Origin of the sequence: Rhodococcus sp. BP-316, assembly GCF_019836105.1 — a bacterium.
Classification (GTDB): domain Bacteria; phylum Actinomycetota; class Actinomycetes; order Mycobacteriales; family Mycobacteriaceae; genus Rhodococcoides.
Map to the genome: position 1 here is coordinate 244,266 of NZ_JABUEE010000003.1, position 26,449 is coordinate 270,714.

Genomic DNA, 26,449 nt, shown 5'->3' on the forward strand with positions numbered 1-26,449 from the left:
TGCACCACCGCGCGGCAACGTGCTGATGACAGCGGTCGACCGCATCTCGAACGCTCTGGGTCGGTCGTCGATCTTCGCCGACATCGACTTCGACGACGAGACGCATCCCTGGTTCCTGTCCGCGGAGGAGCGCGCCAACCCGGACACTCGCATCCGCGCCTGGACGGAGGGCAACCGTTGCGTCGCTCTCGTGCACGGCGACACCTACTTCCGCGTGCTGAACGAGCACCTGGCCGACGCGAAACCGGACGATCTGGTGTTGTTCACCGATTGGCGCGGCGACCCGGAGCAGGTGCTCACCGACCGCGGTCCGACGGTCGAGGACGCGCTGACCGGTGCCGCGACGCGCGGTGTCGTCGTCCGAGGTCTGCTGTGGCGCTCGCACGCGGAGGGCCTCGGATACACCGGCGGCAAGAACAGTGCCCTCGCGACCGCCCTCGAGGACGCGGGCGGTGAGTGCGTTCTCGATCAGCGCGTTCTGACGTTCGGGTCCCATCATCAGAAGCTCGTGGTGATGCGCTCCGCGTCGCGTCCCGACGGCAACGTCGCCTTCGTGGGCGGGATCGATCTGGCCCGGTCGCGACGGGACGATGCGCACCATCACGGCGATGCCCTGAGCCGACCGTTTCCACCGGAGTACGGGGAGACCCCCGCCTGGCACGACCTGCAACTCGAGATGCGCGGTCCGGCCGTGCGCGACGTCGAGGACACCTTCCGGGAGCGCTGGGAGGATCCGGCGGCACTGTCGCGGCTGCCGTGGCACGTGGTGAGCGACGTCGTCCGCCGGCACCGGCGCGAGCCGTCCGAGCTGCCCACTGCCCTCCCCGACCCGGAGGCGACGGGAACGTGCTCGGTGCAGTTGCTCCGCACCTACCCGCGTCGCCGACCGTCCTACCCGTTCGCGCAGGACGGCGAGCGCAGCGCGGCCCGTGCGTACGCCAAAGCCCTCGGTCGCGCCGAGCGCCTGATCTACATCGAGGACCAGTACCTGTGGTCCGTGGACGTCGCGCGGGTCTTCGCACGTGCGCTGCGGCGCTCGCCCCGGCTCCGCATGATCATCGTGGTACCCCGGCACCTCGACGACGACAGCGCGATGACCATCCCGCCGTCGCTCCTGGGTCACGCCGCCGCGTTGGATCTACTACGCGACGCGGGCGCCGACCGGGTGCTCGTCCTCGACGTGGAAAACGACGACAGTGTGCCGGTCTACGTGCACTCCAAGGTCTGCATCGTCGACGACGTGTGGGCGGCCGTCGGTAGCGACAACTTCAATCGCCGCTCCTGGACGCACGATTCGGAACTCACGGCGGCCGTGGTCGACGAGGAGCGGGATGCGCGCGAGCCCGTCGATCCCGGTGGCCTGGGTGACGGTGCGCGGGTGTTCGCCCGAGATCTCCGACTCGAGCTCCTCGCCGAACACCTGTCCCGTGGGAGCGGCGCGGACGCCGACGTCGCCGACCTCCTCGACCCGGACGACTGCTTCGACGCGGTCGCCGAGCAGGTCAGCGAGCTCGACGCGTGGCACGACGGGGGCCGCGACGGTGATCGCCCGCGGGGACGGTTGCGCATGCATGCCATCGAGGTGCCGCCGCTGTGGAAGCAGCGGGTGTTCTCGCTCCTCTACCGGCTGGTGGTCGACCCCGACGGCCGACCACTGCGGCTGCGGTTGACGCGCCGCTTCTGACGGTGCGGCCGCGCAGGATTCGCACGCCCACTCGCGGGTACTTCGGCGTTCGTGAGCCCCGACACCGTCCCACCGCCCGACATCGATGCGGCCGCGCGGGCGCTCGGTCATGCCGAACTGCATCCGAGACAACGTGACTCGATCGATGCCGTCGTGTCCGGACGAGACGTGCTGGCACTGCTGGCGAGCGGTTTCGGCAAGTCGGCCATCTATCAGGTCGCCGCGTCGCTGCTCGACGGGCCGACCGTCGTCCTGAGCCCGCTCATCGCCTTGCAACGCGATCAGGTGGACGGTCTGCGTCGTCGGTCGACACACGTGCGGGCGGTCGCGGTGCACTCCGAGCAGAGCGACACCGAGAACGAGCGTTCGTGGGAGTCCCTCGCTCGCGGTGAGGCGACCATCGTCTACCTGACGCCGGAAGCAGCCTCGCGGAACGAGGTGCAGGATCGGCTGCGCGCACTCGGCGTCGCGTGCGTCGCCGTCGACGAGGCCCACTGCATCGCCGCCTGGGGCCACGATTTCCGTCCGGCCTACCTTCGTCTCGGTCACGTGGCCGAGGCGATCGGGCGCCCGCCGATCATCGCCGTCACCGCGACGGCTCCCCCGCCGATCCGTGACGAGATCACCACGCGCCTCGGCATGCTCGATCCGTTGACGGTGGTCGGCTCCTTCGATCGGCCCGAGATCCGGCTGTCCGTCGTCCGGCACCACGACGCGGACATGGCACTCCGGGCGGCCGTGGACGATGTCGTCCGGCGCTCGGAGTCCGGCGGCCGGTCGGAATCCGGCGGGCAGGCCGGAGGCCGGTCGGAGTCCGGCAGGAAGGCTGGAGCCGGTCTCGTGTACACCGCCACTCGCGCGCAGGCGGAGGAGTTCGCGGCTCTGCTGGCGGAGCGCGGCCTCCGAGCGCTCGCGTACCACGCCGGTCTGCCGCGGTCCGCGCGCGACGAGGCGCACGAGGCGTTCGCGGCCGGGACGGTCGACGTCGTCGCGGCCACGTCGGCGTTCGGGATGGGCATCGACAAGCCCGATGTCCGGTTCGTCGTCCACACTGCACCGCCCGATTCGCTGGAACGGTACTACCAGGAGTTCGGCCGCGCCGGTCGCGACGGTGCGGACGCCGCTGCCGTCCTGCACTTTCGCGCCGAGGACCTGGGGCTGCCGTCGTTCTTCGCCACCCGCCGACCGCGCCGAGATGCGCTCGAGGCGGTGCAGGGGGCGCTGCGGTCCGCCACGGAACCGATGTCGACCGAGTCGCTCACGGGGTTGCCCGGCCTGTCACCGCGCGCTGTGGAGACCGCCCTGGAGCTGCTCGATCACGTCGACGCCGTGCACCACACGGACGCCGGGTGGGTGCCCGGCAGCCTCTCGACGACCGAGGCCGTCGAGCGCGCACTGGAGGCGGCTCGCCGGCAGGAGACGGCGGCGCGATCGCGGGTGGAGATGGTGCGGACCTACGCCGAGACGCGGCGATGCCGACGACAGGTGCTCCTCGAGTACCTCGGCGAGGTGACGGAGCAACTCTGCGGTCGGTGCGACACCTGCGAGTCCGGCACCGCGGCCGAGTCCGACGTGAACGGCGGTGACACGAGCTACCAGCCCGGCGACACGCTGCATCACCGCGACTGGGGCGCGGGGAACGTGGTGTCGGCCGAGGCGGACCGCGTCACCGTGCACTTTCCCGAACACGGTTACCGCACCCTGGCGACCACGATCCTGGAGGAGCGCGACATCGCCGAGTGACAGCCTCGAAACGGACCTTCGACGACCTGCGGGAGCCGAGAACCGGGACCGACCACGACGGACGCGCGAGACTCGGACCGCAGGTTCGTTTAGCGCGTCGACCTGGCGGTTCCGAGCGCGGATCGACTGGGAAGACCGTAGATTCGCGCATGACAGACATCCCCGGGGGAGGGTGTGCCGTCGCTCCTTCCTGCCCGTCGAGTGTGAGGTTGCTAGACCACATGACAGACCTGAAGCCCTTCTTCAAGAACGTTCAGTCGCACTACGACCTGTCCGACGACTTCTTCGCGCTCTTCCTCGACCCCACGTGGACGTACAGCTGTGCGTACTTCGAGCGCGAGGACATGACGCTCGAGGAGGCACAGCTCGCGAAGATCGATCTGGCCCTGGACAAGTTGGGCCTCGAGTCGGGCATGCGCCTGCTCGACGTCGGCTGCGGATGGGGAACCGCGATGATCCGCGCCCGCGAGCGGTTCGATGTGGACGTGGTCGGCCTGACGCTCAGCGAGCACCAGTTCGGACGCGTCCAGTCCCGTCTGGACGACCTCACGGGCGACCGCAAGGCCGAGGTACGCCTGCAGGGCTGGGAGGAGTTCGACGAGCCGGTCGATCGGATCGTCAGCATCGGCGCCTTCGAGCACTTCCGTCGCGCGCGCCACGTCCCGTTCTTCGAGAAGGCGCACTCGCTGCTCCCCTCCGACGGAGTCATGTTGCTGCACACCATCGTCGGCTACGGACTGGACGATCTGGCGGAGAAGGGTGTCGCCGTCGACAAGCGCGACGCCGTCTTCATGCGCTTCATCCTCCGGGAGATCTTCCCCGGCGGGGAGCTCGAGCGCCCGGGCACCATCCAGGAACGCGCGACGTCCGTCGGGTTCTCGGTCGACCGGGTGCACTCGTTGCAGCAGCACTACGCCCGCACGCTGGAGATCTGGACGGAGAACCTCGAGGCCCGCAAGGACGAGGCCATCGCGATCGCCGGCGACGAGGTCTACGAGCGCTACATCAAGTACCTCGGCGGATGTGCGAAGCAGTTCCGCCGCGGAACCATCGACATCATGCAGTTCACGCTGTCCAAGTAGAACCACGTCGTTTGGGACCATGTCGGCAGGGAAGCCGCCGGCATGGTCTCCCACGGCAGCTACACGTTCATCGGTAACGCGACCGGGTTGGTGAGCTACGGCGATATCACGCTGCTCACCGATCCGAACTTCCTGCACGCCGGCGAGCGTGCCTATCTCGGTCACGGTCTGTTCTCCACACGCCGTCTCGATCCGGCCGTCTCGATCGACGAGTTGCCACCGCTGTCCGCGATCGTGTTGTCGCACATGCACGGAGACCACTGGGACCGGCGCGCACAGAGCGGGCTCGACCGGTCGCTGCCGGTGTTCACCACGGGTCACGCTGCCTCGAAACTGACCCGTCGCGGCTTCGAGGCGGCGACCGGACTGTCGACGTGGGAATCACGACGCCTGCGAGTCGGAGAGCAGGTCGTGACGATCACGGCGATGCCCGGTCGGCACGGCCCCGTCTGGGCACAGCGTCTGCGGGTGCTTCCGCCGGTGATGGGCACGATGCTCGAGTTCGGATCCGCGGAGTCCGACACCGTCGACCTGCGCGTGTACGTCTCCGGCGACACCCTGATGGTCGACGAGCTCCGGGAGATCCCCACGCGCTATCCGGACATCGACACCGGTGTCGTGCACCTCGGTGGCACCACCCTGCCGTTCGGGCAGAACCCGCGCTGGGGAGCGATGGTGACGATGGACGGCCGCCAGGGCACCGACGCCGTGCAGCTCGTCGACCCGGCGCAGGTACTGCCCGTGCATGTCGACGACTACGGTGTCTTCGCCTCTCCCCTGTCCGACTTCTCCCGCGAGATGCGCGCGCGAGGTCTCGGTGACCGCATCACCTACGTCGGGCGCGGCGAGACGGTGCCGCTGAGACGGTGACGTCGGCAGGGTTTTCGCGCCTCGGGACGCGGGTAGGCCACCTGGACACGAGACCCGACGTCAGGACCCGAGAGAAGGAGGCAGTCGTGCCCACCACGAACGACGACGGCAAGCCCATCGAGTCGGAGCTGCCCTCCACCCTGCAGAAATCGGACGAGAAGGCGCAGCGCACCTTCGCGAAGACACTCGACTCCGCGGAGGAGGAATACGACGACGAGCAGCGGGCGCACCGAGTCGCCTACTCCTCGCTGAAGCACAGCTACGAGAAGGTGGGCGACCACTGGGAGCCGAAGGACGAGAAAGGCCCCTCCGACGAGCGCGCCGAGAGCGGCGGCCCGAATCCGAAGGGCCGCAGCGCGGGCGGCGTCGACGCGAACGCGTCGAAGAAGCATCTCGAGGAGGTCGCTCGCGACCTCGACGTTCACGGCCGCTCGACGATGACCAAGGACGAGTTGGTCGACGCCATCGACAAGGAGAACAGGAAGCAGACCGCGAAGAAGCGGTGACAGGTCAGCGGAACGCCTGTTGTCCCGTCAGCGCCTTACCGATGGACAGCATGTGCATCTCGCTGGTCCCCTCGTACGTGAGCACGGACTCCAGGTTGTTGGCGTGCCGCAGAGGTGAGTACTCCAGAGTGATGCCGCTACCGCCCAGGATCGTGCGGCACTCGCGGGCTATGGCGATGGCCTCGCGGACGTTGTTGAGCTTGCCCAGACTCACCTGATCCGGCGTGATCTCACCGCGGTCCTTGATCCTGCCGAGGTGGACGGCGAGAAGGAACCCCTTGCCGAGCTCGAGTGTCATGTCGGCCAGCTTCTGTTGCGTCAGCTGGAAACTCGCGAGCGGCCGGTCGAACACCTCGCGAGAATTTGCGTACGCGATGGCGGTCTCGAGGCTGTCCCGCGCTGCGCCGAGAGCGCCGAACACGATGCCGAACCGCGCCTCGTTGAGGCAGGAGAGCGGAGCTCCGAGACTGGTGGCACCGGGCAGCATCGCCGACGACGGGAGCCGGATGTCGTCGAAGACGAGTTCCGCTGTCACCGAGGCGCGCAGCGACAGCTTCTTACCGATGGCGTGCGCGGCGAATCCCGGTGCGTCCGTGGGCACGACGAACCCACGGAAGCCCTCGTCGGTCCGCGCCCACACCGTCGCCACGTCGGCCAGGGTGCCGTTGGTGATCCACATCTTGGAGCCGGAGAGGATCCAGTCGTCGCCGTCCCGTCGCGCACGGGTGCGCATCCCGGACGGGTTGGAACCGAAGTCGGCCTCGGTCAGTCCGAAACACCCGATGGCCTCCCCGGTGGCGAGACGTGGGAGCCATTCCTGCTTCTGCTCCTCCGACCCGTACCGGTGGATCGAGAACATGGACAGCGAGCCCTGCACGGAGACGAAACTCCGGAACCCGCTGTCACCCGCCTCGAGTTCCATGCACGCGAGGCCGTAGCTCACCGCATTGGTCCCGGCGCAGCCGTACCCCTCGAGGTGCATGCCCATCAGACCCATGCCGCCGAACTCGCGAGCGATCTCCCGCGGCAGCGTGCCGGCCTCGAACCAGTCCCCCACCTCGGGCTTGAGCCGCTTGTCGACGAACGCGCGGACCGTGGCCGCGATGTCCCGCTCGTCCTCGTCGAGCAGGGAGTCGGCGGCGAAGAGATCGAGTGGTCCGACGGGTGCTGCGGTGGTGCGCGGTGCGGTGGTCGTCATCCTGTCGAACCTACCCGGATCCGGGCCTGTACTCGATGAGTCTCGCGCTGTTTCCGACGACGATGACGGACGACGCGTTGTGCAGGATCGCCGCGAGTACCGGTGACAGCGCTCCGCCGGCACTCACGGCCAGCCCGATCGCGTTGACCGCGATCGACATGGCGTAGTTCTGGCGGATGACGGCCACCGAGCGCCGCCCCAGCGCGCGCACGTCGAGCAGTCGCGCCAGGTCGTCCCCGGCGAGAGCGACGTCCGCGGTCTCCACCGCCACGTCGGTCCCGGCGGCGCCCATCGCGATGCCGATGTCCGCGGCCGCGAGCGCCGGCGCGTCGTTGGTGCCGTCGCCGACGACCGCGACGATGTGGCCCTCGGCCTGCAGGGCGCGGACGACGTCGAGCTTGTCCTCGGGCATGACCTCGGCGCGCCACTCGTCGATACCGAGCTCGGCCGCGACGGCGGCGGCCGTGGCCGGGTTGTCCCCGGTGAGCATCACGATGCGGTGCACACCGTCGGCCCGCAACGCGCGCAGTACCTCGGCGGCGTTGTGGCGGATCTCGTCGCGCAGACTGACCAGCCCGACCAACACGCCGTCGACCGCGAGGAGCAGAGGCGTCTCGGCACGGTGCTGCAGACGGGACACCCAGTCGGACGCCTCCTCGGAGACCTCGACGTTCTCTCTGCGCAGCAGCGACGCACTGCCCAGCAGCAGCGTCCGCCCGTCCGAGACGGTCCGCATGCCCAACCCGACGAGCACCTCGCACTCCTCGTGCGGTGGAATCTCGATGCGACGTTCCTCGGTACTGCGAATCACGGCTTCCGCCAACGGATGCCGAGAGTGGATCTCGGAGCTGGCCGCATAGGCGAGCACCTGCTCCGGCTCCCACGCGTCGTGGAACGCGATCACGTTGGTCACCACCGGGCGCCCGACCGTCAGCGTTCCCGTCTTGTCGAAGACGACGGCGTCGACACGGCCTGCCTGTTCGAGGTGGGACCCGCCCTTGATGAGGATTCCGCGCCGGGCACCGTTGCCGATGGCAGCGCTGATGGCGGTGGGGGTGGACAGACCGACCGCGCACGGGCACGCGACGAGCAGCATGGTCATGGCCCGGCGGACGTCACGGGTGACGAGCAGCGTGGCGGCCGAGAGCAGGAACGACGCGGGCACGAAGCGACGGGAGAAGTTGTCGCCCACCGTCTGGATGGGCGCGCGATCCTCCTGCGCCTCTTCGACCCGGGCGATGATGCGGCCGATCGCCGTGTCGCGACCCACGGCCGACGCGCGGACGACGACGCGGCCGCGCAACACGACGGATCCGGCCGACAGCCGGGTCCCCACGGTCACGGTGACCGGCAGCGTCTCGCCGGTGATGGCGGACTGGTCGACGACGGCGTCGCCCTCCATCACGGTGCCGTCGACCGGGACTCCGACGTGATCGTGCACCACGACCTCGTCGCCGACCTCGAGCGAGTCGATGTCCACGGAGACCTCGGCACCGTCACCGGTCCGGATCCACGCGGTGTCGTGGGTGCCGCTGAGCAGATCCGAGATGGCACGCCTGGTGCGGCGCAGCGTCAACTCCTGGAGGTACTCGCCGATGTTCAGCAGCCACAGCACGGTGAGGGCGACGACGTTCTCACGCAGGACGAGGCTCGCGACCGTCGCCGCGGACACCAGGGCGTCCGTTCCGGCCGCGCGGCCTCCCGTGAGGGACCGCACGGCGCCCTTCAGGAAGGGATAGCCGGTGAAGACGGTGACCCCGGTGGCGACGAGCCGACTGGTGGGGCCCAGCACGGGAGGTCGGCGCAGCGCGTACCGGCGCAGGCCCAGCAGGACCAGGGCCGCTCCGCCCACCGTCATGCGCAGCAGCTCGCCGGTACCGACGTCTGCCGACCGTGGTGTGCGCACCGCGGCCTGGCCCGGCGTGAGCGCGGTCGCCGCGGGTACGGCCGTCAGCGCGGCCAGCACCGACGCGGCGTCGGTACGGGAGCGGGAGTACCAGACGACGACGGACGCCGTCCGAGGGAACGCGTGCACGGCGCGGACACCGGGAACGGCGTCGAGAAAGTCCTCGACCGCGACCGCGCGGACGTCACTGCCGGCGATCCAGTCGAGTCGGACGCGCATCCTGCCGGCGCCGTGGGACAGGACCTCGGGTGCTGCGGGTGTCGGCGTCCCGGCGGGATCGGTGTCCGTGCGAGCGGCGACCGCGGTGCTCACGTCGGCGCTCAGTGGTCGTGGCCGTGACCGACGTCGGACGCCGCCGGGGGCCGCACCTCCTCACCCATGCGATCCTTCGCCTCGGCGACCACGTCGGAGACCGCGAGACGGGCGGACTCGGCCTTGACCTCCGCCTTGCGCACCCCCCGCAGGCTCACCTCGGTGACCCGGACGGCAGCCTCGCGCAGGGGTGCACGCTCGACGACCTTCTTCACACCGTTGTAGGCCGCGACGCCCACGACCCCGGTCACGACGGTGGACGCCGCCTTGGCGATGACGGGAAACATCATGGTGGGACTCCCTCTGCACCGCGCTGCGAGCAGCTGCGGATCGGTGACGGTGGATCGCCTGCGAGGACGACGTGCAGCGATCATAGCGTTACCGACAACCGTTGTCGGATCGGACGGGCGACGTCGGCCGGTTTGCCCCCATCGTCACGAACCCCTACTGTCTCGACGACAACGATTATCAGTATCGACAGAAGGCGGAGGAACACCACCGTGCTCGAGGTCGAGGACCTGACCGTCCGGGCCGGCGTCACCACGCTCGTGACCGGCGTCACGTTCGATGTCGTTGCGGGACAACGTGTCGCACTGGTCGGCGCGTCCGGCTCCGGGAAATCCGTGATCGCGTCCGCCGTCGTCGGCGTCACCCCTCCCGACCTGGTCGTCGACGGTCACGTGCGCATCGGTGGTCACGACGTGGCGGGCACGCCCGTCCCCCGCCGCCCCCGTGACGCCCGGGCGGCGATGGTCTTCCAGGACGCGTCGTCCGCACTCGCCCCCTTCCTCACAGTCGGACGGCAGCTCGATCTCGCACTGCGCCATCGCGGCGAGGCGAGTCGGCGACGTGCCGACCGAGAGGAACTGTTGCGGGGCATGGCTTTCACCGATCCCGAGCGCATCGCGGCAGCGCGTCCGGCCCAGCTCTCCGGCGGGCAGCGTCAGCGTGTCTGCATCGCGATGGCTCTGGCCTCGAACGCCCCGGTGATCGTGGCCGACGAGCCCACCACGGCACTCGACGTGGTCAGCCAGAGCACCGTCGTCGCGACTCTCGGCGCCGCGACCGGCGGCGATCGAGGACCCGCCCTGCTGTTCGTCACGCACGACCTGGCCGTCGCCGCCTCTCTCTGCGACCGCGTCGTGGTCGCCGACCGGGGAACGATCATCGAGACAGGCACCGTCACAGACATTCTCGCAGCACCGCGCCATCCCGTCACGGCGAGGCTCGTCTCGCGCGCACGGTCCGCCGACGCGGCGCTGCACTCCGCCCCGGTCGCATCGTGACGTCGGGATCTCCCGGTCTGCACGGCCGCGCACTGACGCGCCGGTACGACGGACACACGCTCGCGGTCGACGACGTCACCGTCTCCCTCGCGCCCTCGGAGCGAATCGCACTCGTCGGCGCCTCCGGCTCGGGCAAGTCGACCCTGCTCCGGATGCTGCTGGCGATGGAGACGACCGACTCCGGCGAGGTGACACTCGACGGCGCCGCGATCCGGCCGGGAACGGCCCGCTCGACCCGCTGGTTCCGCCGCGAGGTGCAGTACGTTCCGCAGGATCCCGGTTCCTCACTGGACCCGCGTCGCACCGTGCTCGACTCGGTCGCCGCACCGCTGCGGTGGCTGCGGTGCGAGGGCGATCACCGCGCTCGCGCCCTCGCGGCCCTGGACTCGGTGGAGGTGGCCGCGTCGATGGTCGGCGCCCGCACCGGTGAGCTCTCGGGCGGCCAGAGACAACGGGTGGCCATCGCTCGCGCCCTCGCGTGCCGACCCCGCTACCTCGTCGCCGACGAACCGGTCAGTGGACTCGACCTGCCCCTGCGAGATCTCGTCCTGGATGTCCTCGAGACCGTGTGCGACCGCGACGGCACCGCGTCGCTGCTGGTGACGCACGATCTCGCCGTCGCCGCCCGCACGAGTGACCGTCTTCTGGTCATGGCCGACGGCGTGATCGTCGAGACTGGCTGCACCACCACGGTTCTCGGGTCCCCGCAGCACACCCACACCCGCGCCCTGGTCGATGCGGTACCGCGTCTTCCCGTCCGCGCGCACCTGTAGTTCGTTCCGTCCGACCTTCCCTCGAAAGAATGCCCATGATGCGGTCCCCCCGCCGAATGCTGCCCCTCTCCGCCGTTCTCACCGTGTCGGTGCTCGCGCTGTCCGGCTGTTTCGCGGCATCACCGTCCGCCGACGACGGGGGCGGCCGAGTGCGTGTGGCGATGCTGCAGCCGCCGCGCTCCGGGCTGACCCCGCTGAGCGACGACGCCTTCAAGTTGTCCCGATGGTCGACGGCCGAGACCCTCGTCGTACTGGACGATCTCGGCGAAGCACAGCCTGCCCTCGCCACCGCATGGACTCGCGTGGACGACACGACCTGGAGCATCGACCTGCGGCCCGACGTCCGGTTCCACGACGGGACGCCGCTCGACGCCGCCGCGGTGGTCACCGCACTCACCGCGGCCACCACCGCCTCGCCGAAGCCCCGCATTCTCGACGGTGTCGACATGACCGTCGAGGCGGACGGCACGGACACCGTGACGGTGCGCACCGCGACGGTGGATCCGCTGGTACCGCAACGACTGTCGAGCCCACAGCTGGCCATCCTCTCGCCGGGCGCGTACGCGGGCGGTGGTCCCGTCGATCCCGTCGGACACGGCACCGGTGCGTTCGTGCTCACCGCCGTCGACGGCACGTCCACGGCGACACTCGATCGCAACGACGACTACTGGGGTGGTCCGGCGAAGGCCTCGGGCATCGACGTGAGTTTCGTCCCCGACGGCACGGCCCGGGCCGCGGCGCTGCGGAACGGTACCGCCGACATCGTCGAGGCGGTGCCGGTGTCGCAGGCGGCGCTGGTCGATCCGGCTCTCGTGCACGAGGTGCCCATGCCGCGCACCAACACCCTCTACCTGAACAACAGGACGGGCGCCTTCGCCGACCCGTCGATGCGCGCCGCAGCGCGGGAGGCCGTCGACACCGATCGACTCGTCGACCAGGTCTACGAGAACCGCGCCGACGTGGCCCGCGGACTGCTGGGTCCCGCCCTGTCGTGGACGGCGGACCGGCCCGCACGCACGACGGCCCCGGCCGGCGATCCCGCGGGGCGACGGATCACCCTGGGCACCTTCACCGATCGCGCGGAACTGCCCGAGGTGGCGGTGTTGTTGCAGCAGGAGCTCGAGGCCCGCGGTTTCGTGGTGGAGCAGGTGGTCCGGGAGTACCAGTTCATCGAGGCCGATGCTCTCGCCGGCGCGTTCGACGCGTTCGTCCTGTCGCGGGCGACCGTGCTCGACTCGGGTGACCCCGTCGCCTACATGTACTCCGACTTCGCCTGCGCCGGTTCCTTCACCATCGCGCAGTTCTGCGACCCCGCCGTCGACGCCGCTCTGTCCACCGCCTCGGCGACCGAGCCGGGAGCAGCGCGCCGAGCCGCCGTCCTCGAGGCGGAGCGGCTGATACTCGAGCGCGATGCGGTGGTGCCGATGCTGCACGAGCGCGTCGTGCAGGGTGAGGCCGCGTCGGTGTCGGGTGCAGCGCGCGATCCGCGGGAACGGATGTTGGTCACCACCGAGACCACGGTCGGATGACGTCCGGCCGCGTCCTCGTCTCCGCCTCTCGCCTGCTGTCCGTCGCGGGCGTGATCGTGGTGGTCGCACTGCTGCCGTGGCTGTCGGGCCGCGACCCGGCGTTGTCGATCCTGCGTGCGCGCTCCGCGGACCAGGAGCCGACACCCGCCGCACTCGCCGCGGTCCGCGCCGATCTGGGACTCGATGCGGGTCCGATCACACTGCTGCGCAAGTGGTTCGGCGGAGTTCTGCGGGGCGATCTCGGCACGTCGTGGAACACCGGCAGGCCCGTCCTTCCCGGCGCCCTCGACGCGCTCGCCGTCTCGACGACCCTGATGGGGTTCGCCCTCGCGGTGGCCTGTGCGGTGGCGACGGTGATCGTGGCTCCGGCACTGCGCGCCGGGCTACGGGGGCGGCCCACCCGCTCGTCGGGTGTCGGCGCCTCGGTTCTCACCTCGGTGCCGGAGTTCCTGCTGGCGTCCGTCGCGGTGATCGTCGGCAGTGTGTGGCTGTCGCTCCCGTCCTACGGCTGGACCGGCCCGACCTCGGCGATCCTCCCGGCTCTCGCACTCGGTCTCCCGGCCGGCGGGCTGCTCGGCCGTCTGCTCGCCGATGCCGTGTCGGTGTCGTTCACCGAGGCATGGGTGACCACGTGGACGGTCGCCGACGTGGACCGCGGCACGCTCGCCCGTGCGGTGTTGCGTCGCGCGGCCTCGTCGCTCACGTCCCAGATCGCCCTCGTGATGGTGGGTCTGCTCGGTGGAGCTGTCGCGGTCGAACGCGTCTTCGCCATCCCCGGGATCGGACGATCGATGCTCGGACACGCTCAGTCGCAGGACCTTCCGGCGCTGCAGGCCGACATCCTGCTGCTCATGGGGGTCAGCGTGTTCATCGGTGTGGCCGCGCAGGCCGCCCGCCGGGCACTGCTCGGCCGGTCGGTGCACGATCACGCCGTCCCGGTACCCACCGCTCGAGTCGCCGCGGGTCGGTTCCCGTTCGTCGTGCCCGCCGTCGCCGCGAGTGCGTTGGGCACCATGGTGCTCGTCGGCCTGCCCCGCGACCCGTTCGCCACCACGCGAGGCAAGTTCCTGCCACCGTCCCTCGCGCATCCCTTCGGCACCGACGCGTCGGGACGCGACGTGCTCGCCCGCGTCGCTCACGGTGCGGCGCACACCGTCACCGTGTCCGCGACGGTCGCACTGGGATGTGTGCTGGTGGGTCTGGTTCTCGGTTCGGCGGCGCGGGTGTTCACCGGTCCGATCGAGGTGACCAACGCCGCGCCACCGGTCATCGCCGGCGTGATCGTCGCCTCCGTCGTGGGCCCCGGCGCCGCGGCGGCAGCCGTGGCTGTCCTGCTGGTCTCGTGGGCACCCCTGGCCGCGCACACTGCATCGCTGTCGGCCGAGGTCGCGGCCAGGCCGTACGTCGCCGTCCTGCCCACACTCGGCGCGGGTCGACTGCGCGTGCTGTTCGGGTCGGTGCTGCCGGCGGTCGGTCCCGCCGTTCTGCGTCACGGGGTGGTGCGGCTGCCGGGTATCGCCCTGGCACTCGCCGCCCTGGGCTTCCTGGGGCTCGGACCGCAACCACCCAGTCCCGACTGGGGTCTCGTGCTGGCCGACGGGGTGTCCACGGTGGAGCGGGCGCCCTGGGTGGCCCTCGCGCCCCTGGTGAGCCTCGTGCTGCTGTCGGTCACGGCGGTCTCGCTGTCGAGTGCCGTCCGGTCCCGCCGTGGGCGTCGGTCCACCGACGGTCCCGCCGCGCAGGCCGACCGTCCCACCCCGGTCTCCGCGTGCTGAGGGCGTCTCGCCGCGGTCGAGTGCTCCCCTGGCACGACCTCCGTGCGGCCACGCCCACCGTGAGACTGCTCGTCCTCACGCAGATGGCCTTCAACATCGGCTTCTTCATGGTGCTGCCGTACCTGTCCGTGCACCTGACGTCCGACCTCGGTCTCGGCGCCGCGCTGGTCGGTGTCGTGCTCGGAGTCCGCACGTTCTCGCAGCAGGGACTCTTCGTCGTCGGCGGAACGCTGGCGGACCGCCTCGGCGTCAAACCGGTGGTGCTGACGGGCTGCGTCCTGCGCGTCCTCGGATTCGTGGGACTGGCTCTGGCCCAGAGCCTTCCGGCCGTCCTCGCAGCCACGGCGCTCACCGGCGTGGCCGCGGCGCTGTTCTCGCCGGCCGTCGAGAGCGCGGTGGCGCTGGAAGCGGGCGAGGGTGAACGCGCGGGTGGCCAGTCCCGCCTGGACGCGTTCGCGTTGTTCACCGTGTTCGGCCAGATCGGCGCGTTCACCGGTCCGCTGCTGGGCTCCGCGCTGCTCGCGGTGGACTTCCGACTGACCTGCCTCGTCGCGGCCGGGGTCTTCGTCGTCATCACGCTCGCGCACGTGGTGCTGCTGCCAGCTCGACGCGCCGAGTCGACCACGGACACCTGGCTCGACGACTGGCGGGAGATCGCCCGCAACCGTCTGTTCCTCGTCTTCGCCGCCGCGATGAGCGCGCAGCTCGTCGCGTACAACCAGCTCTATCTCCTGCTGCCGCTGCGGGTCGAGCAGGTGTGGGGATCGCAGGCACCACTGGGATGGTTCTTCGCCGCGGCGTCGGCACTCGTCGTCGCCGGGCAGATGAGCGTGACCCGAGCACTGCGCCGGTTCCCGCTGGTACGTGTGCTCCCACTGGGTTTCGCCGTCATGGCGACCGCGTTCGCCGCGGCGGCCGTGGCCGCACTGCTCGGCACCGAGGGTGCCGCAGGGCTCGTGGGGCCCGCCGCGTTCGTCGTGCTGCTGACGGTAGGTCAGATGATCGCCATGCCGTTCGCGCGCGACCTGGTCCCGCGGATGGCGCGGGAGCGCAGCACGGGCTCGTACTACGGTCTGCTGGCCTCGCTGGGCGGGATCGGGGTGCTCGTGGGGTCGGTCGCGCTCGGCGCGATCATCGACGCGATGCCGGACACGCCTGCAGGCGAGGCGGTTCCGTGGGCGGCCGCGGCGGTCCTGCCGCTCGCGGCGGCAGTGACGTTGCGCTCGGTGGCTCGCCGACTGGTACCGGTGACCCCGGCGATCACGCCGCCAGAACCAGATCGCGGCCCGTCAGCACCTCCGTCTCGCGAGTGATGCGTGCCCACACGTCCTCGGTCACGTCGTCCATGATCGAGAACCGGTCCCACCACATCATGCGGGTCCGGTAGCGCTCGTCGGGGTACGCGGCCGGGGCGATGTTCTCGGCCACGCGGCCGCCGCCGGACTCCCACCGTCGCAGCACGTGATCGGCCGCCGTGGCCATGACGTACCGGGCGCCCGTGAAGACCATGGTGGGCAGCGCCGTACGGGACAGCAGTGCGGAGAGCGCACCGGGATGCTCGGCGTCCGCGGAGACGAACGCGGTCTTCATCTCCACGACACCGGCGGGCAGTCGACCGTGGATGAGTTCCGCGACGTCGGGCCGAGCGGCGTTGCCCTCCCACTCCACCAGAGCGTGCGACTGGTCCACGCTGAGGTACGGGCCCTGGCCGCGGACGCCGGCGACGACCTGCCCCGCACGGTCCACGGCCGCGTAGAACACAGCGGTGTCCGCACCGTCGGCGACGCGCTCGACGTCGAGCGCGACGCCCACTCCGTGGCGCTCGTAGGACCGCGTGGCGCAGGCGAGGTACTCGTCCCAGAGCCCACGATCGGCGGACGGGGAACTCATCACCAGAACGGTCCCACTATCACGATCTGCAAGGCGCGTGCTCCCTTGTGTGATCAGGCGGGTGGGGGCGAGCAGAGTCGTCGACATCGGACACCTCTCGGACAGAGTTGTCGGATCGCCGTCCGGCGCCCCGACCAACAGACCACGGACTCGCCGGACGACGAATCCACACACTTATTGTCCCGCTTCCCGAGCAAAAAGTGGATTCCGCCCCGAAATCGGTGACGTGCGACGGATGTGCCCTTTTCGAGGCCCGAGAACGAACCGCAGGTCATTGACCCGTTACGACAACCTATATCCGAGTTACCCGTTCGTATTCCGGGTCGCTTTGGTGACTCCTCGTAGAACTGCACCGACGAAGCAGACTGAATTTCGTGAAAAGCCACGAACGGCGGGTCGGCGATTCGTGGCGAATTCGCGCTCCACGACGGCCACTCGGGCGCTCTCACAGCGCCACACCGACACCTCGGAACGCAGTCAGCCCCGGACCACACCTCCCGAGAGGTACGGTCCGGGGCTGCTGGAGACCCGGGAGTGGAGCGCGGGAACGGCTCGCCTATCGGCCGGCGCGGCCGAACAATGGTCGTCTGCCGGCCGTCTCGCGACGCGACGACGTGGCTGCGGAGAGGGAGTCCGCGAGCATCAGCTCGACGGTGCGCTCGGCATCGAGCTTGTTGTCGCCGATACCCCCCGTGGCGCCACGCTTGGCCCATCCCACGACGTAGGCCCCGGCCACCGGGCGGTCCTCGGAGTCCACGACGCGACCCTCGACGTTGCGCACGGTTCCGCGGTCCACGTCGAAGGGAAGTCCGGGCAGGGCGGACCCGCGATACCCGGTCGCCTGCAGCACCAGATCGGCGGGAATCGAGCTCGCGATCCCCGCGTCGGACGTGCCGGATCCGCGGACGTCGAGCGCTCCCGGGCGTACCGCCACCGGTGCGCGCCCGAACGAGAAGACGATGCGCGGCGCGCCGTCACCCGTCTCGGCCTCGTCGGCGCGCGGTGCGGCGGCGAGCGGTGCAGCGGACGCGGACAGCGGCAGCGCCGCCAGGACCGAGGAGAGATCGTCGTCGCCCGCGACCAGAACGGGCACCGATGTGCGATCGACGAGCGCCTGGCACTCGGACCGGGTGAAGGCGGCGACCTCGGGACCGCGTCGACCGAGCACGGTGACCTCCCGCACCGCACTGTCCCGTAGCGCCGCGAGCGCGTGGGCCGAGATGTCCGTGCCCACGAGGTCCTCGACGGGAGCTGTCAGAATTCGCGCCGCGTCGAGCGCCACGTTCCCGTTGCCGATCACGACGACGCGCGTCACGCCGCGCAGATCCACGGCGTCGGCGGGGACGTCGGGGTGACCGGTGTACCAGCCGACGAGGGTGCGGGCACTCATCGGGACGACCTCGGACTCGAGGGGAAGCTGCCTGTCCTGATCGGCACCCACCGCGTAGACCACCGCGTCGAAGGTCCGCGAGAGTTCCTCCACCGTGACGTCGACCCCGACCTCGACGCCGAGGCGCATCGTCACGCGCGAGTGCACGAACAGCGACCGAAAGTGTTCACCGATGCGCCGGGTACTCGTATGATCCGGTGCCACACCGTATCTCGCGAGACCACCCGGCACGGGCAGCTTGTCGAAGAAGGTCACCGCGGCATCGGTCTGCCGCAGGAGCGCCGTCGCGGTGTAGCAGGCGGCCGGCCCGGTTCCCACCACGGCGACCCGTTTCAGCGACACGGAGCCGATGTCCGCCGGCGGGAACGTCGGTGCGCCCCATGCATGATCGACCGGCCGGTCCCGGTAGTAGTCGGCGTTCAGTTCCGCGTAGATCGCCTGCGACGGCGACAGCCGCGACACCCGCGTGATCGCGTCCACCGGGCACGCGTCCGCGCAGGCGCCGCAGTCGATGCAGGACCGCGGATCGATGTACAGCAGGTCGGTCTTGCCGAAGTCCGGCTCGTCCGGCGTCGGGTGGATGCAGTTGACCGGACAGACCGACAGACACGATGCGTCGTTGCAACAGTTCTGGGTGATCGCGAAGGCCATGGGAGCGTCAGACCATGTGGATGGTGCGGTAGACGGCCGCAGCGGGCTTGGTCAGCAGTCCACAGTCGCTGAGGAACGCCATCAGGTGCTGGCTGCTCGTGCGCATCATGACGTGGTGGTGCGTGTTGTTCTTCGCCTCGCGCACGGCGCGGTCCCGGTCGAGACCGGCCGCGGCGTAGACGTCCTTGTTCACCATGTTGGACACGATGACTCGGGCGGCGATGGCGATGAGCAGGGCCGCGGACTTACGGCGGGCGGCGGAGATTCCCGCCATGTTCTCGCGCATCTGCTGACGCGCGAACGTCATGTGCCGCGACTCCTCGACGACGTGGATCTTGCTGGTGGTGCGCACCAACGGGAGCACGTTCTCGCCGCGCATCCAGTCGCGCTGCATGACGTCGAGCACCTCCTCGGCGACGAGGATGCCGCCGTAGGCGGCCTCGGACACGGCGAGGGTCTTGAAGCCACGACCGAGCTCGATGCTGAGCCGGCGCGGGACATACGCCTTGATGCCCATGGTGCGGCACGCCTTGGCGAACATCAGGGAGTGGCGGCACTCGTCGGCGATCTCGGTGAGCGCGAACTGGAAGTCCGAGGACGACGAGTCGCTGCAGTACTGATCACGCAGGACCATCTGCTGCAGGATCATCTCGAACCAGATGCCGGTGCTCATGATCGAGCAGACCTCGTGGCGGGTGAGGGTGACGCGCTGTTCGGGCGTCATCTCCTTCCACAGATCGGTGCCGTAGAGGGTGCTCCACTCAGGATTGAGGCCGAACTGCTCCGGGTCGAGGGGAGCCTCCCAGTCTACCTCCTGCATGGGGTCGTACGAGAGCGCTGCGACGGAATCGAGCAGCCGAGCAGACACGTCCTCGGCGTCCGAGACGGTGAGTTCCGGGTCGAGTGTGCTGGTCATGGCGTCGTCCTTCCGTGGGCGTGTACATCTCCGTGACTAACTGTGACAGAGGTTATCAGGTACTCGCCGTCACGGGAAGACGTCGCAGGGTCGGGACGGTCCCGAATCGTCAGGAGATCTGTGGCATCTCCAGGTCCGTGTGCGCCACTGCCCGAGCGGTGTCGGGGTCCGTTCCGAGCATCACCAGCAGCCGCTCCGCTGCGTCGTCGATCCGGCGATCGTCGACGGAGCCCGGGTCCTCGAGCCACCGGTGCACCAGGGCGAACAGCACACCCGCCGTCATTGCCGTCGCGAGAGACAGGTCCTCGATCTCGAGTCGTCCGGCGTCCACCGCCGCCGCGAGATCCCGGCGGGCCCGCGGCCCGAGACCACCGGGCGCGTCGAGCAACGCGAACCCCGACCGGTCGACGATCTCCGCGGCCTGACGATGCGATACGGCGGCACGACCGGTCCGCCTGACGGCGTCGCAGAAGATCTGCACCGGATCGTCCGAGCGCGGCGAGACTCCGTCGAGCGTCTCCCCCATCTGCTCGAGAACCTGCTCCACGGCAGCGGCGAAGAGTGCGGGCTTGTCCTCGAAGTGGTTGTAGAAGCTCCCGAACCCGACGTCGGCGGCGGCCGTGATGTCGGCGATGCTCGCGGTGGAGGAACGCCCGTCGGCGATCATCTCGCGCGCGGCGTCCACGAGAGCCTGGCGCGTGCGCGCCTTCCGTCGCTCGAGCCTGTTCCCGGCAGTCTGCATCCGGAAAGTCTAGGTCGACGGGTGCCCGGTCGTCGGCGCGGCGAGCCCGCTGACGACGCGTCGCGACGTCAGCGGGAGACAGGAGCGGACCAGATCCCCACGATGGCGTCGACGAGGTCGATGCCGCACGCGGTCCAGTACGCCGTCGGATCGGCGCCCGACGCGGCGAACTCCGCCTCTCGTTCGGCCATCACGTGCGTCAGCAGAGTGCGCGCCATGGCCCCTCTGGCCGAGCGGACGTCGGCAGGAATCGGGGGCAGACACGAGATGACGCCGGCCACCGTCTCTCGCAGCGTCGCCGAGGACAGTGCCTCGTCCACCAGGATCGGCCGCAGCACCGGGTCCGTCATGACCTGGGAGGCGAAGCGCGCGTACCAGGTGGGGGCGCCGAGCTCGGCGAAGTACTGCGTCGACGGCAGGACCAGTGCCGACACCCACGCTCGCAGGTCGGCACCCTCTCCGATCGCCGCGACGTGGCCGGAGCGGATCCGTTCGACGTCGCCCGTCCGGCGGACGACGATCGCGCGGACGAGATCCTCCTTGCTGCCGAAGTGGTAACCGACCACGGCGCTGTTGCTCTGCCCCGCCGCGTCGCCGACCTGACGGTTCGACACCGACACGACACCGTTCTCCGCGTACAGCCGCTCGGCGGCACCCAGAATCGCCTCGCGCGTCGCCTCGGAGCGCGCGGACGGGGCTCGCGTCGACCGGGCCTGGCTCATTCCACCGGCTCGGTGGCCCGGTCGGTGACGGCACCTCCGACGACCTCCGACGCCTCGTTCTCGCCGTCCTGGTGACGCGGAAGGAAGGAGGCGAGTACGACCGAGAGGATCGCCGCGCCGGCGGCGATGGCCATGGTGATCCGGAAGGCGGCCTCGGACGGCACCGCGGTGGATCCGAACGACACGGTCATCGACGCGAGAACGACCCCCGCGACCGCACTGGCGAACGACGTTCCGAGGGACCGCATCAGCGTGTTGAAGCTGTTGGCCGCCGCTGTCTCGGAGGCGGGCACCGCCGACATGATCAGGGCGGGCATCGCTCCGTACGCCAGTCCGATGCCCGCACCGATGACGAGCGAGACCACGATCAGCTGCCACACCGCGCCCATCATCACGATGCCCAGCAGGTAGCCGACGGCAACCGTCGCCGCGCCGGCCATGAGCGTGATCTTCGGTCCGCGCGTGGTGGTGATGCGCGAGGACACCGGCGCGACGGCCATCATGATCAGTCCGGACGGCGCCATCACCAGGCCCGCGACGAGGATCGACTGTCCCAGGCCGACGCCGGTCGCGGCGGGCAACTGAAGGATCTGCGGCAGAACGAGACTGAGTGCGAACATCGCGAATCCGAGCATGATCGACGCGGCGTTGGTGAACAGCACCTGCCGCCGCAGCGAGACCCGCAGGTCCACCAGTGGCTGGGGAGTGCGCAGTTCCCACACGATCCACGCCGCGAACGCGAGGACGGACACCAGCAGCAGGCCGAGGATCGACGCGCTGCTCCACCCCCAGTCGGAACCCTTCGAGATCCCGAGCAGCAGGGTCACCAGGGCGACCGACAGCGTGAGCGCTCCACCGATGTCGAACGTGCCGCCGGTGCGCACCGTCGACTCGGGAACGACGACGACCACGGCGACCGCCACCAGTGCGCCGAGCGCAGCCGCCGTCCAGAACAGGAAATGCCAGTCCGCGTACTCGGCGATGATCGCCGCGGCCGGAAGACCCAGGGCGCCGCCCACTCCGAGCGACGCACTCATCAGCGCGATCGAACCGGGAAGCTTGTGGCGAGGCAACACGTCCCGCATCACGCTGATGCCGAGGGGAATCACACCGGCGGCGAGACCCTGCAGTGCCCGCCCCACGACGAGGGGCACGAGGCTGTTCGCGAGGGCACCGACCACCGATCCGGCGACGAGCAGCGCCAGGCTGACCAGCAGCATGCGCCGCTTGCCCACCATGTCGCCGAGTCGGCCGGTCACGGGAACGGCGACCGCACCCGCCAGCAGGGTGGCCGTGATGGCCCACGCGGTGTTCGCGGCCGAGGCGTTCACCAGAGCGGGGAGCTGGGGAACCAGCGGGATGATCAGTGTCTGCATCAGGGCGACCGTGATGCCGGCGAAGGCCAGTACCGCGACGATGCGTCCGGTTCCGGTCTCCTCCGTCTCGGCCGTGGCAGCGATGGGTGAGGACATGGGTCGAGTCTCTTCTCAGCTAGATTGAAACAGCTGTTTTAAATTAGGCACCGATCCTTACCCACGTCAACGTTCTCGCCGCTCCTGTGGCCTGCATCACCACGTCATCGGACGAATCGGTCGAGGAAGGCATTGCCGAACACGCGGTGTGGGTCCAGTCGGTCGACGGTGCCGACGACGGAGTCCCAGTCCCGCTCGCCCGAGTACCCGTCGCGGAACGAGTCGGGGATGGTGGCCGCGAGCGCCTGCACGTCTCGGTAGGGGCGGTCCTCGTCGAACGCCCACCCCTTGGACCACTCCGGCCGGAACACCGCATCGGCACCGTCGAAACGTTCTCGCATCCACTGCTCCATCTCGCGATAGAACGCGAACATCCCGGGCGTTTCCGGAATGCCCAGCACGTTGAGCCACACTGCCGTGTCCCACTCGGGACGATCGGGTATCGGACGCATGGCCGAGATCGTCGGAGGGCCGGCCGAGTCGACGAGGACGTCCGAGCCCTGGTCGAGACCACAGCACCGGATCTCGACTGGGCCGTTGATCGGGAACTGCCCCAGGGACGCGTAGTGCTCGGTGCGCTCTCGGAACCAGCGGGTGAAGTCGTGCAGGACCGCAGCCACGTTCGCGCGAGCCGTGATCACCGCACCGCCGCCCTCCGTCAGGAGCAGTGTGCTCGGACGGATGTAGAACTGCGTGTTCTTCGGCGCTCCCCAGATGTCCGACGACCCCGTGGCCGCGAGCCCCGCCACCGTCGTCGCGAGGAACACCTGACCCAACGCGGGCGTCAGTTCCGTCCGCCCGGACACGACAGCACCGATCGCGTCGGACACCGCTTCCGGGAGGGTGTCGGAGAACGTGTAGTTGTACGGTCCGTCGACCTCGCGGGAGGACGGCGGTCGCACGGGAGTCGGCGTCCACACCTTGAGCCACGGAGTGTCGGTGAACGGGTACCAGATCGCCTCCGCGCGGCCGGACCGGTCCAGGAAATCGACGTACGTACGCCCCGGTGCCCCCGGCGCTCCGAACAACTCCGCCCAGCCGATGTCGGTGATGCTCTCGCATCGCAGAGGAGTCGCCGGATGCGCCTGCATCGTCACCTCGGTGACGAACGCTCGGCCGAGATGGACCGCGAGATCCGGCGCGTCGGCCTCCGACCGGGCGACGGTCCGCAGTGCGTACCCGGTCCCGTTCCACGCGACCACCGTCATCGAGGTCATCAGATTGCTCAAGGATCCCGACGACGAACCGATCGGAACCTGTTCTCCCACTGCGCGTACCACGGCGCCGTGCGCCCCGACAGCCAGAGCGCCCGCGATGGACAGAACCCCCGGCGCGGGCACACTCGACCATCCGAGACCGTGGTCCTCCAGCGCCTGGAGGACGTCGGACAGAGTCGCGCCGGCACCGGCGGTGACGGTGGACGACGCGGTGTCCACGGTGACACCGGTCAGCGCGGTCATGGTGTCCACGAGCACGACCCGGTCCAGGTTCTCGCCGTTCTCGATGGTGAACGGGGTCCACCCGTGCATCGCGCCGCGCGGCCGCAGCCGGTGACCGGAGGCGTGAGCCCAGTTCGCGAGCGTCACCACGTCGTCGGCGGATCGCGGCGAACACGTCCACACCGCGTCGACCACGATCTCCTTCGACCAGTTCTGGTACCGCTGCCGGAACAGCGGGATTCCCGGTGGGAAGTCGGGTGGCGCGGCGACGCCTTCCCCGACACCCGCCGGAACAGCTCCCGCCGGCACGGGCCGGCACACCCCCGCGAGCGTGGCGGCCACGGCCGAGGCGGCGGATGCGGACAGGAAGGATCGACGGTCGAACGATGGCATGAGTCCCCGATGCGCGAGATGCGGATGATGTGAGCCCCACGCCTCGTGAGCGCACTGCTGGGCAGTCCGGATCTGCTTGTCCCCCCGGATGGTTTACACCTTTGACATACCCGTAAAGATTGTCAAGTCCGGGAGGGTCTCGGCCGGGTGGGTCACGCGCCGGGCAGGTCGAGGACCGGCACGAGGCGGCGGCGCAGATAGCCCCGGAGCGCGTCGTCGGAGCGGGTCGCCTCGCTGTCGAACTGCACCACGGACAGGAACATGCGAATGCAGAGGTCGGCGACTTCGTCGAGGTCGCCGCCGGCCTCGGCGGGCGCTCCCACCAGGGGCGTGAGGAAGGACCGGGTCAGGCTCAGCGCGTCGATCCCGAAGGCGGATCCGTCGTAGATCACCGTTCCACGGCCGGGATGCACCAGCGGCGCCAACGCCGGCGACGACCGGAACGCCGCACGCGCGGCGACCATGGCCTCGACGACGAACTCGGACACCGACTCCCGCTCGCCGACCGCGGACACGACGGACCCGATGACACGCGAACTCACGTCCTGCAACGCGTCCGACACCAGGGCGTCGCGGGTACCGAAGTGCGCGTACACCGTCGGGCGGGAGACACCGGCCTCGTCGGCCACGGAACTGATGGTCACGCCGTCGAAACCACCGAGCTCGAGGCGTCGCACCGCCGCCGCGAGGATGCGTTCCCTCACGCGGGCGGTGGCTGCCATGCGGCGATGTCCACACCCATGGCGGTGCTCGGCGGTTCGTCGTACAACCACTCGCGCGCGATCCGCCCCCAGTTCGCGGTGGCACGAAGTTGCCCGAGGATGCCGAACGTCAGGAAGTCCGCGCGACGGGAGAAGACGTGCTCGGGCGGCAACCACTGCTTGGTCATGGTGCCGAAACTGCCCGATCGCGGGTCGACGGCGAGGACGAAACACGCCCCCGCCATCTCTGGCGTCACGGTGACCGACCCGTCGTTCAGACTGAGTTCCGCTGCTGCGCAGACGTAGTCGAGACAATCGCTCGCCGTCACGGCGGCGCCGGGGTCGAGAATCCCCCGCGCGGACATGGCGATGAGCAGATCGTCTCCGCGCCCCTCGATCGCCGCTCGCAGGCACTCTCTCTCGAAACGGACGTCCGCCGGACTCATCCGCAGGTACAAACCGAAGTCGACGAAGGTGACGCGCCCGTCCCGAGCCAGCAGGACATTGCCCGGATGGGGGTCACCGCAGAACTCGCCGAGCGTGTGCAGAGACCCGATGTAGAAGCGGAACACCGTCTCACCCACCCGGTCTCGCACCTCCGCCGACATCGCACGGATCTCGTCGAACGGCACCGCGTCGACGAACTCGGTCGTCAGGACCGCCGCGCCGCACCGCTCCGGCACGGTGTCCGGGATGAAGAAGTGCGGGTGCTCCCGATACAGTGCCGCGACGCGGCGCTGCGTCCGCTCCTCCGCCGGGTAGTCGAGTTCCGCCTCGAGGTTTCGGCGCAACTCGTCGACGACGGCACGGGAAGACAGCATCGGGATCGACGCCGGCAACAGCTTGACGTAGAACGACAGATTCTTCAGGTCGGCCCGCACCGCGTCGTCGATACCGGGGTACTTCACCTTGACGGCCACCTCCCGGCCGTCGTGCAAGCGGGCACGATGCACCTGACCGATCGACGCGGCGGCGAACGGGCTCTCGTCGAACTCGGCGTAGAGCGACTCGATCGACTCGCCCAGATCCGCCTCGATCACAGTGCGCACGTCGTCGAACGAGACGGTGGGTGCGCGGCTCTGCAACTCGGCGAGCTTGCGGTGGAACTCGTCGCGGTGCTCGTCGGGGACGAACGACAGGTCCAGCATCGACAGCATCTGGCCCAGCTTCATCGCCGCTCCGCGGAGACCGCCCAGGACGGTCACCAGCCGTTCGGCCGAGCGGACCGCCTCCTTCGCCGTGAGGGCGGCACGCAGTTCCTCGGTGCGACCCGCCATGCGTACTCGCATGGTGGCGTTACGCGCCGTGCGACCCGCGACGAGGCGACCCACCTCGGCGCCCCGGGCCACCCTGGACGTCGGCATCTTCTCCGGCACTTCCCCAGTATCCCGCACCGTGCCTGCGCTCGATCGATCGCGGCACCGCGGACCCGGAAGTTTCTGGCGCACCGGACATCTCGGGCACGCTAT

Annotated in this window: 22 protein-coding genes; 10 read left to right on the forward strand and 12 right to left on the reverse strand. The window is 69.7% G+C overall.

Going from position 1 to position 26,449, the window contains the following annotated elements; genetic code table 11:
* Positions 1-25: 25 nt before the first annotated feature.
* From HQ312_RS07400 to HQ312_RS07420, 5 genes are all read left to right on the forward strand, one after another.
* The gene (locus tag HQ312_RS07400) at positions 26-1,684 is read left to right on the forward strand and encodes a phospholipase D family protein (protein WP_222638232.1); all 1,659 of its coding nucleotides are present in this window, start codon (positions 26-28) and stop codon (positions 1,682-1,684) included.
* Positions 1,685-1,735: 51 nt separating this feature from the next.
* Positions 1,736-3,427, forward strand: a complete 1,692-nt coding sequence (locus HQ312_RS22170) for a RecQ family ATP-dependent DNA helicase (RefSeq protein WP_222638233.1) — start codon at positions 1,736-1,738, stop codon at positions 3,425-3,427.
* Between the two features lie 221 nt (positions 3,428-3,648).
* Complete coding sequence (locus HQ312_RS07410) at positions 3,649-4,509, forward strand: cyclopropane mycolic acid synthase family methyltransferase (protein ID WP_027503980.1); 861 nt, start codon at positions 3,649-3,651, stop codon at positions 4,507-4,509.
* A 42-nt stretch (positions 4,510-4,551) separates the two neighbouring features.
* A complete protein-coding gene (locus HQ312_RS07415) occupies positions 4,552-5,379 on the forward strand; it encodes an MBL fold metallo-hydrolase (protein WP_222638234.1) in 828 nt (275 codons plus the stop codon).
* Positions 5,380-5,465: 86 nt separating this feature from the next.
* Complete coding sequence (locus tag HQ312_RS07420; protein WP_222638235.1) at positions 5,466-5,885, forward strand: ChaB family protein; 420 nt, start codon at positions 5,466-5,468, stop codon at positions 5,883-5,885.
* Positions 5,886-5,889: 4 nt separating this feature from the next.
* Here the strand turns inward: HQ312_RS07420 and HQ312_RS07425 are convergent, their stop codons facing one another.
* The 3 genes from HQ312_RS07425 to HQ312_RS07435 all read right to left on the reverse strand — a co-directional run bounded on the left by HQ312_RS07425 (position 5,890) and on the right by HQ312_RS07435 (position 9,591).
* Positions 5,890-7,083: an acyl-CoA dehydrogenase family protein gene (locus HQ312_RS07425; RefSeq protein WP_027503983.1), complete on the reverse strand. Its 1,194-nt coding sequence runs from the start codon at positions 7,081-7,083 to the stop codon at positions 5,890-5,892.
* Between the two features lie 10 nt (positions 7,084-7,093).
* A complete protein-coding gene (locus tag HQ312_RS07430) occupies positions 7,094-9,208 on the reverse strand; it encodes a cation-translocating P-type ATPase (protein WP_222638341.1) in 2,115 nt (704 codons plus the stop codon).
* Positions 9,209-9,309: 101 nt separating this feature from the next.
* Positions 9,310-9,591, reverse strand: coding sequence for a DUF1490 family protein (locus HQ312_RS07435; protein ID WP_056447595.1), 282 nt, complete (start codon positions 9,589-9,591; stop codon positions 9,310-9,312).
* A 210-nt stretch (positions 9,592-9,801) separates the two neighbouring features.
* Between HQ312_RS07435 and HQ312_RS07440 the strand changes: the two genes are divergently transcribed.
* Genes HQ312_RS07440 through HQ312_RS07460 form a run of 5 tightly spaced genes read left to right on the forward strand, consistent with a single transcriptional unit; the run spans position 9,802 to position 15,977 of the window.
* Complete coding sequence (locus tag HQ312_RS07440) at positions 9,802-10,587, forward strand: ABC transporter ATP-binding protein (RefSeq protein ID WP_222638236.1); 786 nt, start codon at positions 9,802-9,804, stop codon at positions 10,585-10,587.
* Positions 10,584-11,360, forward strand: coding sequence for an ABC transporter ATP-binding protein (locus HQ312_RS07445; RefSeq protein WP_307095153.1), 777 nt, complete (start codon positions 10,584-10,586; stop codon positions 11,358-11,360). Before HQ312_RS07440 ends, HQ312_RS07445 begins: the two co-directional genes overlap by 4 nt.
* Positions 11,361-11,395: 35 nt before the next feature.
* A complete protein-coding gene (locus tag HQ312_RS07450) occupies positions 11,396-12,889 on the forward strand; it encodes an ABC transporter substrate-binding protein (protein ID WP_261782118.1) in 1,494 nt (497 codons plus the stop codon).
* A complete protein-coding gene (locus HQ312_RS07455; RefSeq protein WP_222638237.1) occupies positions 12,886-14,664 on the forward strand; it encodes an ABC transporter permease subunit in 1,779 nt (592 codons plus the stop codon). Before HQ312_RS07450 ends, HQ312_RS07455 begins: the two co-directional genes overlap by 4 nt.
* Positions 14,658-15,977: an MFS transporter gene (locus HQ312_RS07460; RefSeq protein ID WP_308123842.1), complete on the forward strand. Its 1,320-nt coding sequence runs from the start codon at positions 14,658-14,660 to the stop codon at positions 15,975-15,977. The genes HQ312_RS07455 and HQ312_RS07460 overlap by 7 nt, the downstream gene beginning before the upstream one ends.
* Here the strand turns inward: HQ312_RS07460 and HQ312_RS07465 are convergent.
* The 9 genes from HQ312_RS07465 to HQ312_RS07505 all read right to left on the reverse strand — a co-directional run bounded on the left by HQ312_RS07465 (position 15,925) and on the right by HQ312_RS07505 (position 26,356).
* Positions 15,925-16,554, reverse strand: a complete 630-nt coding sequence (locus HQ312_RS07465) for a hypothetical protein (protein WP_037183902.1) — start codon at positions 16,552-16,554, stop codon at positions 15,925-15,927. The genes HQ312_RS07460 and HQ312_RS07465 overlap by 53 nt on opposite strands.
* Positions 16,555-17,110: 556 nt before the next feature.
* Complete coding sequence (locus HQ312_RS07470; protein WP_222638238.1) at positions 17,111-18,595, reverse strand: 4Fe-4S binding protein; 1,485 nt, start codon at positions 18,593-18,595, stop codon at positions 17,111-17,113.
* A 7-nt stretch (positions 18,596-18,602) separates the two neighbouring features.
* A complete protein-coding gene (locus HQ312_RS07475; protein ID WP_027503990.1) occupies positions 18,603-19,511 on the reverse strand; it encodes a diiron oxygenase in 909 nt (302 codons plus the stop codon).
* Between the two features lie 109 nt (positions 19,512-19,620).
* Entirely contained in the window at positions 19,621-20,253 is a 633-nt protein-coding gene (locus HQ312_RS07480; RefSeq protein ID WP_056447278.1) for a TetR/AcrR family transcriptional regulator, read from the reverse strand.
* 68 nt (positions 20,254-20,321) lie between these two features.
* Positions 20,322-20,975 (reverse strand): TetR/AcrR family transcriptional regulator, encoded by a 654-nt coding sequence (locus HQ312_RS07485; RefSeq protein ID WP_222638239.1) that lies wholly within the window; start codon positions 20,973-20,975, stop codon positions 20,322-20,324.
* A complete protein-coding gene (locus tag HQ312_RS07490) occupies positions 20,972-22,447 on the reverse strand; it encodes an MFS transporter (RefSeq protein WP_222638240.1) in 1,476 nt (491 codons plus the stop codon). The genes HQ312_RS07485 and HQ312_RS07490 overlap by 4 nt, the downstream gene beginning before the upstream one ends.
* A 104-nt stretch (positions 22,448-22,551) precedes the next feature.
* Entirely contained in the window at positions 22,552-24,279 is a 1,728-nt protein-coding gene (locus HQ312_RS07495; protein WP_222638241.1) for a cholesterol oxidase substrate-binding domain-containing protein, read from the reverse strand.
* Positions 24,280-24,431: 152 nt separating this feature from the next.
* On the reverse strand, positions 24,432-25,001 hold the full coding sequence (locus HQ312_RS07500; protein WP_056447269.1) for a TetR/AcrR family transcriptional regulator: 570 nt from the start codon (positions 24,999-25,001) through the stop codon (positions 24,432-24,434).
* Complete coding sequence (locus HQ312_RS07505) at positions 24,980-26,356, reverse strand: AarF/ABC1/UbiB kinase family protein (protein ID WP_027503994.1); 1,377 nt, start codon at positions 26,354-26,356, stop codon at positions 24,980-24,982. The genes HQ312_RS07500 and HQ312_RS07505 overlap by 22 nt, the downstream gene beginning before the upstream one ends.
* Positions 26,357-26,449: the final 93 nt, after the last annotated feature.

Excerpts from the sequence above, each read along its gene's own strand:
- HQ312_RS07450 (WP_261782118.1), top strand. The coding sequence starts at position 11,396 with ATGATGCGGTCCCCCCGCCGAATGCTGCCCCTCTCCGCCGTTCTCACC.
- HQ312_RS07455 (WP_222638237.1), top strand. The coding sequence starts at position 12,886 with ATGACGTCCGGCCGCGTCCTCGTCTCCGCCTCTCGCCTGCTGTCCGTC.
- HQ312_RS07425 (WP_027503983.1), bottom strand. The coding sequence starts at position 7,083 with ATGACGACCACCGCACCGCGCACCACCGCAGCACCCGTCGGACCACTC.
- HQ312_RS07480 (WP_056447278.1), bottom strand. The coding sequence starts at position 20,253 with ATGCAGACTGCCGGGAACAGGCTCGAGCGACGGAAGGCGCGCACGCGC.
- HQ312_RS07490 (WP_222638240.1), bottom strand. The coding sequence starts at position 22,447 with ATGTCCTCACCCATCGCTGCCACGGCCGAGACGGAGGAGACCGGAACC.
- HQ312_RS07435 (WP_056447595.1), bottom strand. The coding sequence starts at position 9,591 with ATGATGTTTCCCGTCATCGCCAAGGCGGCGTCCACCGTCGTGACCGGG.
- HQ312_RS07410 (WP_027503980.1), top strand. The coding sequence starts at position 3,649 with ATGACAGACCTGAAGCCCTTCTTCAAGAACGTTCAGTCGCACTACGAC.
- HQ312_RS07465 (WP_037183902.1), bottom strand. The coding sequence starts at position 16,554 with ATGAGTTCCCCGTCCGCCGATCGTGGGCTCTGGGACGAGTACCTCGCC.
- HQ312_RS07495 (WP_222638241.1), bottom strand. The coding sequence starts at position 24,279 with ATGCCATCGTTCGACCGTCGATCCTTCCTGTCCGCATCCGCCGCCTCG.
- HQ312_RS07500 (WP_056447269.1), bottom strand. The coding sequence starts at position 25,001 with ATGGCAGCCACCGCCCGCGTGAGGGAACGCATCCTCGCGGCGGCGGTG.
- HQ312_RS07415 (WP_222638234.1), top strand. The coding sequence starts at position 4,552 with ATGGTCTCCCACGGCAGCTACACGTTCATCGGTAACGCGACCGGGTTG.
- HQ312_RS07475 (WP_027503990.1), bottom strand. The coding sequence starts at position 19,511 with ATGACCAGCACACTCGACCCGGAACTCACCGTCTCGGACGCCGAGGAC.
- HQ312_RS07470 (WP_222638238.1), bottom strand. The coding sequence starts at position 18,595 with ATGGCCTTCGCGATCACCCAGAACTGTTGCAACGACGCATCGTGTCTG.
- HQ312_RS07400 (WP_222638232.1), top strand. The coding sequence starts at position 26 with ATGACAGCGGTCGACCGCATCTCGAACGCTCTGGGTCGGTCGTCGATC.
- HQ312_RS07485 (WP_222638239.1), bottom strand. The coding sequence starts at position 20,975 with ATGAGCCAGGCCCGGTCGACGCGAGCCCCGTCCGCGCGCTCCGAGGCG.
- HQ312_RS07430 (WP_222638341.1), bottom strand. The coding sequence starts at position 9,208 with ATGCGCGTCCGACTCGACTGGATCGCCGGCAGTGACGTCCGCGCGGTC.